The organism is Streptomyces sp. NPDC000880, assembly GCF_053599675.1.
In genome coordinates, this window is record NZ_JBSFMS010000027.1 from 58,540 (window position 1) to 65,243 (window position 6,704).

Annotated in this window: 7 protein-coding genes; 5 read left to right on the forward strand and 2 right to left on the reverse strand. The window is 70.5% G+C overall.

Annotation, left to right across the window (positions count from 1 at the left end; translation table 11 throughout):
* Positions 1-33: 33 nt before the first annotated feature.
* From ACWDO5_RS12265 to ACWDO5_RS12280, 4 genes are all read left to right on the forward strand, one after another.
* Complete coding sequence (locus ACWDO5_RS12265; RefSeq protein WP_450530224.1) at positions 34-1,476, forward strand: DHA2 family efflux MFS transporter permease subunit; 1,443 nt, start codon at positions 34-36, stop codon at positions 1,474-1,476.
* Between the two features lie 104 nt (positions 1,477-1,580).
* Positions 1,581-2,636 carry a UDP-N-acetylmuramate dehydrogenase gene (locus ACWDO5_RS12270; RefSeq protein ID WP_450530225.1) on the forward strand — a complete coding sequence of 352 codons (1,056 nt, stop codon included), beginning with the start codon at positions 1,581-1,583 and terminating at the stop codon, positions 2,634-2,636.
* Positions 2,637-2,766: 130 nt separating this feature from the next.
* Entirely contained in the window at positions 2,767-3,297 is a 531-nt protein-coding gene (locus ACWDO5_RS12275; RefSeq protein ID WP_450530226.1) for a SigE family RNA polymerase sigma factor, read from the forward strand.
* The gene (locus ACWDO5_RS12280; RefSeq protein WP_450530227.1) at positions 3,294-4,214 is read left to right on the forward strand and encodes a hypothetical protein; all 921 of its coding nucleotides are present in this window, start codon (positions 3,294-3,296) and stop codon (positions 4,212-4,214) included. Before ACWDO5_RS12275 ends, ACWDO5_RS12280 begins: the two co-directional genes overlap by 4 nt.
* Here ACWDO5_RS12280 and ACWDO5_RS12285 read toward each other — a convergent pair.
* Positions 4,211-4,846 carry an NAD(P)-dependent oxidoreductase gene (locus ACWDO5_RS12285; RefSeq protein ID WP_450530228.1) on the reverse strand — a complete coding sequence of 212 codons (636 nt, stop codon included), beginning with the start codon at positions 4,844-4,846 and terminating at the stop codon, positions 4,211-4,213. The two genes, ACWDO5_RS12280 and ACWDO5_RS12285, sit on opposite strands and share 4 nt — an antisense overlap.
* Before the next feature lie 99 nt (positions 4,847-4,945).
* Here ACWDO5_RS12285 and ACWDO5_RS12290 point away from each other — a divergent pair, with 99 nt between their 5' ends.
* The gene (locus tag ACWDO5_RS12290) at positions 4,946-5,548 is read left to right on the forward strand and encodes a TetR/AcrR family transcriptional regulator (protein ID WP_450530229.1); all 603 of its coding nucleotides are present in this window, start codon (positions 4,946-4,948) and stop codon (positions 5,546-5,548) included.
* Here the strand turns inward: ACWDO5_RS12290 and ACWDO5_RS12295 are convergent.
* Positions 5,545-6,564: an adenosine deaminase gene (locus ACWDO5_RS12295; RefSeq protein WP_450530230.1), complete on the reverse strand. Its 1,020-nt coding sequence runs from the start codon at positions 6,562-6,564 to the stop codon at positions 5,545-5,547. The genes ACWDO5_RS12290 and ACWDO5_RS12295 overlap by 4 nt on opposite strands.
* Positions 6,565-6,704 lie beyond the last annotated feature (140 nt).

Genomic DNA, 6,704 nt, shown 5'->3' on the forward strand with positions numbered 1-6,704 from the left:
AGTAATTAATAACTAACCCTCCGTGGGGGAGCAATGAACCAGCAAAAGGCCCGCCGCTCCGGCGCCGCCTGGGCCCTCGTCATCACCAGCGTCGCCGGCTTTATGGCGGCCCTCGACAATCTCGTCGTCACCACCGCCCTCCCCTCCATCCGCAAGGACCTCGGCGGCGCGCTGGAGGACCTCGAGTGGACGGTGAGCGCGTACACCCTCACCTTCGCCGTCCTGCTGATGCTCGGCGCCGCCCTCGGTGACCGCTTCGGCCGCCGCAGGCTCTTCATAGCGGGCCTGGCGATCTTCACCGGAGCATCCGCAGCAGCCGCCCTCGCGCCCGGTATCGACGCGCTCATCGCGGCCCGCGCCGTCCAGGGCGTCGGCGCCGCGGTCATGATGCCGCTCACCTTGACCCTGCTCACCGCGGCTGTCCCCGTCGCCCGCCGCGGCGCGGCCCTCGGCATCTTCAGCGCCGTCACCGGCCTCGCCGTCGCCAGTGGACCCCTCATCGGCGGCAGCCTCACCGAGCACATCTCCTGGCAGTGGATCTTCTGGCTGAACGTTCCCATCGGCCTTGTCCTGCTGCCGCTGGCCCGGCTGCGCCTGGAGGAGTCGTACGCCCCCAACGCCCGGCTCGACGTCCCAGGCACCCTGCTCGTCAGTGGCGGTCTCTTCGGCATCGTCTACGCCCTGGTCAACGGCCAGGCCGATGGCTGGACCAGCACCCCTATCCTGGCCGGTCTGATCGTCGGCACGGTGCTCGTCCTCGCCTTCGTACGCCACGGGCTCACCAGCAAGAACCCCATGCTTCCCATGCGGCTCTTCCGCGACCGCGCCTTCTTCGGGATCAATGTCGCGAGCCTGCTGATGTTCCTTGGGATGTTCGGCTCGATCTTCCTGCTCAGCCAGTTCCTGCAGGGCGTCGCCGGCTATTCGCCCACCGAGGCAGGCCTGCGGATGCTGCCCTGGACCGGCATGCCGCTGATCGTCGCGCCCATCGCCGGCTACCTCTCCGACAAGATCGGCGGCCGCCCGGTCGTCGCCACCGGTCTCGCCCTCCAGGCCGTCGGCCTCGGGCTCTTCGCCATCGTCCTGGAGCCGGGTGTCTCGTACGCGGCCCAGCTGCCCGGCCTGATCCTCGGTGGCGTCGGTATGGCGCTGTACTTCGCCCCCGCCGCCAGCGTGGTCATGTCCAGCGTCCGCCCCGCCGAGCAGGGCATCGCCTCCGGCGCCAACAACGCCCTGCGCGAGGTCGGCGGAGCCCTCGGCGTCGCGGTCCTGGGCGCGGTCTTCGCCGCCCAGGGCGGCTACGAGACCCCCGACGCCTTCACCGACGGCACCGTCCCGGCGCTCTGGATCGGCGCGGGAGCAGTGGCCCTCGCGGCGCTGATCGCGCTGCTGATCCCGGGCCGCCGCCGCACGGCTCTGGCGGGGACGGAGGAAGCGGCCGGGACCGCCGAGGAGCGCGCGCCCGTCGCCGTGTGACAGCCGCCGCACGCAGGCGTAACGCAGCCGTACGACAGCGTGTGTACGCATGCGGTCCGTGGCCCCACCAGAGGGGCGGGGCCACGGACCGTACCCTTGTCCCCGTGCAGGAACTCCACGACGCCCCCCTCGCCCCCCTGACCACCTTTCGGCTCGGCGGTCCCGCGAGCCGCCTCGTCACGGCGACCACCGACGACGAGGTGATCGCCGCCGTACGCGGGGGGGACGCCGCGGGCACACCGCTGCTGATCATCGGCGGCGGCAGCAATCTGGTCATCGGCGACAAGGGTTTCGACGGCACCGCGCTCCGCATCGCCACCCGCGGCTTCGAACTGTCCGGTACGAAGCTCGAGTTGGCGGCCGGCGAGGTCTGGACGGACGCTGTCGCCCGCACCGTGGAGGCGGGCCTCGCGGGCATCGAGTGCCTGGCAGGCATTCCCGGCTCGGCCGGTGCCACGCCGATCCAGAACGTCGGCGCGTACGGCCAGGAAGTCTCCAGCACCATCACCGAGGTCGTCGCCTACGACCGCCGCACCGGCGAGACGGTCACCGTCCCGAATGCCGAGTGCGCCTTCTCGTACCGCCACAGCCGCTTCAAGCAGCACCCGAAGCGCTACGTCGTCCTGCGCGTGCGCTTCGATCTTGAGGACGCGGACGGCCTCTCCGCCCCCCTCAAGTACGCCGAGACGGCCCGCGCCCTCGGTGTCGAGGCCGGTGACCGCGTCCCGGCCGCCGCGGCGCGCGAGACCGTACTGAAGCTGCGCGCCGGCAAGGGCATGGTGCTGGACCCCGAGGACCACGACACCTGGTCGGCGGGCTCGTTCTTCACCAATCCGATCCTCGATCAGGCCGCGTACGAGTCCTTCCTCACCCGGGTCCGTGACCGGCTCGGCGATGACGTCGCGCCGCCCGCCTTCCCGGCGGGGGACGGCCAGGTCAAGACCTCGGCGGCCTGGCTGATCGATAAGGCCGGCTTCACCAAGGGGTACGGCTCGGGCCCGGCCCGTATCTCCACCAAGCACACACTCGCCCTGACCAACCGTGGCGCAGCCACTACCGAGGACCTGCTCGCCCTGGCCCGCGAGGTCGTGGCGGGCGTGCGCGAGGCGTTCGGCGTCACGCTGGTCAATGAGCCGGTGACGGTCGGCGTCAGCCTCTGAGCCAGTCCTGAGCCAGTCCCGGAATCAGCCCTGACTCAGCCTCTGGAATTCGATGGAACCTGCTGGGCTCCCCGGGTTGTCGAGTAGGTGACAGGGTCTTCGGACCACTCACTGCTCGGGGGGAGCGCCGGTGCGTCAGGGCAGCTCGGCTCGCGATTCGGAGTTCGCGGACTTCGTGACGGCGTCACATGTGTCGCTGCTGCGGACCGCTCGTCTGCTGACGGGTGATCCGCACACGGCCGAGGATCTTGTGCAGGCCGCGCTGATACGGGTCTATACGCACTGGGGCCGCTCTGCAGGCTGGGAATCGCCCCAGGCGTACACGCGCAAGGTCGTCGTCAATCTCTACGCGACCTGGCGTCGACGCCGCTGGCACGCGGAGGTGGTCCGCCCGGATGGGGAAATCGCCCCGGACGGCCACGACATGGCGGGGAGCGCGGAGGCCAGGCTCGAACTGGGCCGCGCGCTCGCAGGCCTGCCCCGTGCTCAGCGCGCTGTGGTGGTGCTTCGTTTCTACGAGGACCTGTCGGTGGAACAGACGGCCGAGCTGCTCGGCTGTTCGCCCGGGACGGTCAAGAGCCGTACCAACAGGGCCTTGGAGCGGCTGCGCGCTGCGGGCGCGCTGACCGGCTACGCGGGAGCCGAAAGGAGTGCGCGATGACCGAGGACGAAGACCAGTTGAGGCGAGGCCTGCGGGACCTGGCGGAGCTGGACGGCCCGCCCGGGGGTCTGACGGCGGTTGAGACGTTCCTGGTGAAGAGCCGCCGGGCTCGCCACCGCCGCCGGTCCCTGGCGCTGTGCGGTGCGGTGGTGCTGGTCGCGGGCGGATCGGCACTGGGCGTGCGGTGGACGGATACGGATACGGGACCAGCTCCCAATCCGCCGCCGCTCGCCTCGAAGGGGCCACACCCGAGCCGCGGGACGTACGAGCCGCAGCCACCGTCGGAGGCAGGTGGGCCCCTGGACACCGGACCCGCGAAGCCGGACCAAGGTGTGCGCTACCGGTACGACCTGTCGGCCGTCTGCGGCCTGAAATACGCCGTCTTCGGCGGTCGGGTGTGGGAACGCAGCGAGGGCGGGACCCAGTTCACGTTCAGCTGGGTGTCGGATCGCCTCCACGGGTACATGCGTTGGTCGGACGGACAGCGGACCCGGGCAGAGGCGGACACGGCCATCTTCGAGACCGACTCGCCCGCGACGCCCGTTCTGACCTACCGCCTCCTGTCCGGCGATGCGCCGTCCTGTCTCGCCCAGGAGCCGGAGCGGAGGTTCTCCGATGCTCCGGCGGCCACGCTCGGCCCAAAGGATCCGCACATCGGCACCAGGTACGTGTACGACATGACCAAGGACTGCGACATGCGCTTCGCTGAATTCGGCGGCCGGCTCTGGAGGGCCGAAGGCCCGTTCGCGCCAGGCAGCTTTGTCTCGTTCGTCAACGACTTGCCCATCGCCGCGCACATGACCTTGGTGTCCGAGGACACGGCCGTTCTCGAGTTGTCGGGTACGCCGAAGAGGAAGATCACATACCGCCTCGTGGAACGTCGTGCCAACGACTGCCCCAAGCCGGCCGCCACCTAGTACGCCACCCCCACGCCTTGCTTCAGCGTCGCCGCGTCATCCACCATCGCCAGCATCGCGTGCGCCACATCCGCCCGCCCGATCTTCGACCCGCCACGCAGATTCGCCCCCACCGCCGTTCGGTACACCCCTGTCACCGGCGCATCCACCAGCTTCGGCGGCCGCACCGACGTCCAGTCCGTCGCGCTGCCGCGGAGCTCTGCCTCCATCGTCCGCAGGTCGTCGTAGTGCTTGCGCAGGATCCGCGAGATCAGCGGCGTCCCGATGTAGCGCAGGAAGAACGTCTCGTTCTCCGGTACGGGCCCGAGCGGTGCCGCGCTCACCACCAGGAAGCGCCGCACGCCCTCCGCGTCCAGCGCCCGAAGGATCACGCGCGTCAGGCCCGACGTGATGCCCACCTGCTTCATCGTGCGCGGGCCGAGCCCCGAGAACACCGCGTCCCGGCCCGCCACGGCCGGCCTCAGCGCCTCCGGGTCGTCGAGGCCGGCCGTGACGATCTCCAGGCCCTCGCCCTTCACCGCCAGCCGCGCCGGGTCCCGCACCACCGCCGTCACCTGGTGCCCCGACGCCAGCGCCTGCCGCACTACCTCCTGTCCGATGCCGCCGGTCGCACCGAAAACCGTGAGCCTCATTGCCCGCACCTCCAAGGTGGGTAAGTGTTCACTCACCTCTAGAGTGGGTAAGCACTCACCCACTCGTCAAGGCCCCACAAGCCCCGATGCGAGGATCCCTTGCAGAAACCCGCCCGCGTCCGCATTCTCGACGCCGCACACGAGCTCATGCTCACCATCGGCCTCGCCCGCGTCACCACCAAGGAGATCGCCAAGGCAGCCGGCTGCTCGGAGGCGGCGCTCTACAAGTACTTCGTGAACAAGGAAGAGCTGTTCGTGACCGTGCTCAAGGAGCGGCTGCCCAAGCTCAACCCGCTGCTGGACCGGCTCGTCGAGCACCCGGGGGAGCGGACCGTCGAGGAGAACCTCACCGAGATCGCCCGCGAGGCCGCGCTCTTCTACGCCGAGAGCTTCCCGATCGCCGCCTCGCTCTACGCCGAGCCCAAGCTCAAGCAGCGCCACGACGCGGCCATGCGCGAGCTCGGCCGGGGCCCGCACATGCCCATCAGAAGGCTCGATGCCTACCTCCGCGCAGAACGGGCCGCCGGCCGTATCGGCCCCGAGGCTGACACCTATGCGGCCGCATCCCTGCTGCTCGGCGCCTGCGCCCAGCGTGCCTTCGCCTACGACATGACCGAGGACGGAAAGCCCCCGCAGCCGGTCGACGAGTTCGCCGCGGGCCTCGTCCGCACCCTGCTGCGCGGAATCGGCTGCGCCCGCTAGCCGGCCAGCCAGTCGTCGATCCCCGCCAGCAGCTTGTTCCGTACCTCCTCCGGCGCCGCCGAGCCGCGCACCGACTGCCGCGCCAGCTCCGCCAGTTCCGCGTCCGTGAAGCCGTGGTGGCTTCGCGCCAGTTCGTACTGTGCCGCCAGCCGCGAGCCGAACAGCAGCGGGTCGTCCGCCCCCAGCGCCATCGGCACCCCCGCGTCGTACAACGTTCGCAGCGGCACGTCCGCCGGCTTCTCGTAGACGCCCAGTGCCACATTCGAGGACGGGCACACCTCGCACGTCACCCCACGCTCGGCCAGCTTCCGCAGCAGCCGGGGGTCCTCCGCCGCCCGTACCCCGTGCCCGATGCGGGATGCGTGCAGATCGTCCAGACAGTCCCGTACGGACGCCGGACCCGTCAGCTCGCCGCCGTGCGGCGCCGCCAGCAGGCCGCCGTCCCGGGCGATCGCGAAGGCGCGGTCGAATTCCCGTGCCATGCCGCGGCGTTCGTCGTTGGAGAGGCCGAAGCCGACGATCCCCCAGTCCCGGTACCGGACCGCGAGCCGCGCCAGCGTGCGGGCGTCCAGCGGGTGCTTCATACGGTTCGCGGCGACCAGCACCCGTAGGCCGAGACCGGTCTCCCGCCCGGCACGCTCCACGGCGTCCAGGATGATCTCCAGCGCTGGGATCAGGCCGCCCAGCATGGGGGCGTACGAGGTCGGGTCGACCTGAATTTCGAGCCAGCCCGAGCCGTCCCGCACATCCTCCTCGGCCGCCTCGCGCACCAGCCGCTGGATGTCCTCGGGGGAGCGCAGACAGGACCGCGCGATGTCGTAGAGCCGCTGGAAACGGAACCAGCCGCGCTCGTCGGTCGCCCGCAGTTTGGGCGGTTCACCGCTGGTCAGTGCGTCGGGCAGATGGACGCCGTACTTGTCGGCGAGCTCGAGCAGGGTGGTGGGCCGCATCGACCCGGTGAAGTGCAGATGCAGATGGGCCTTCGGCAGCAGCCTGAGATCTCGTACGTGCTCCATTGCAGGATCTTGCCGCACGCGCGCGCAGACCGGCAGCCCCTTTCCCCGATCGGGCGCTTGCCCGAACGAAGAAACGGCCCACCCTCCACCGGGGCCGCGCCCCAGACTCCGGCAAAAAACGCCGGACGGGCTGGAAATCC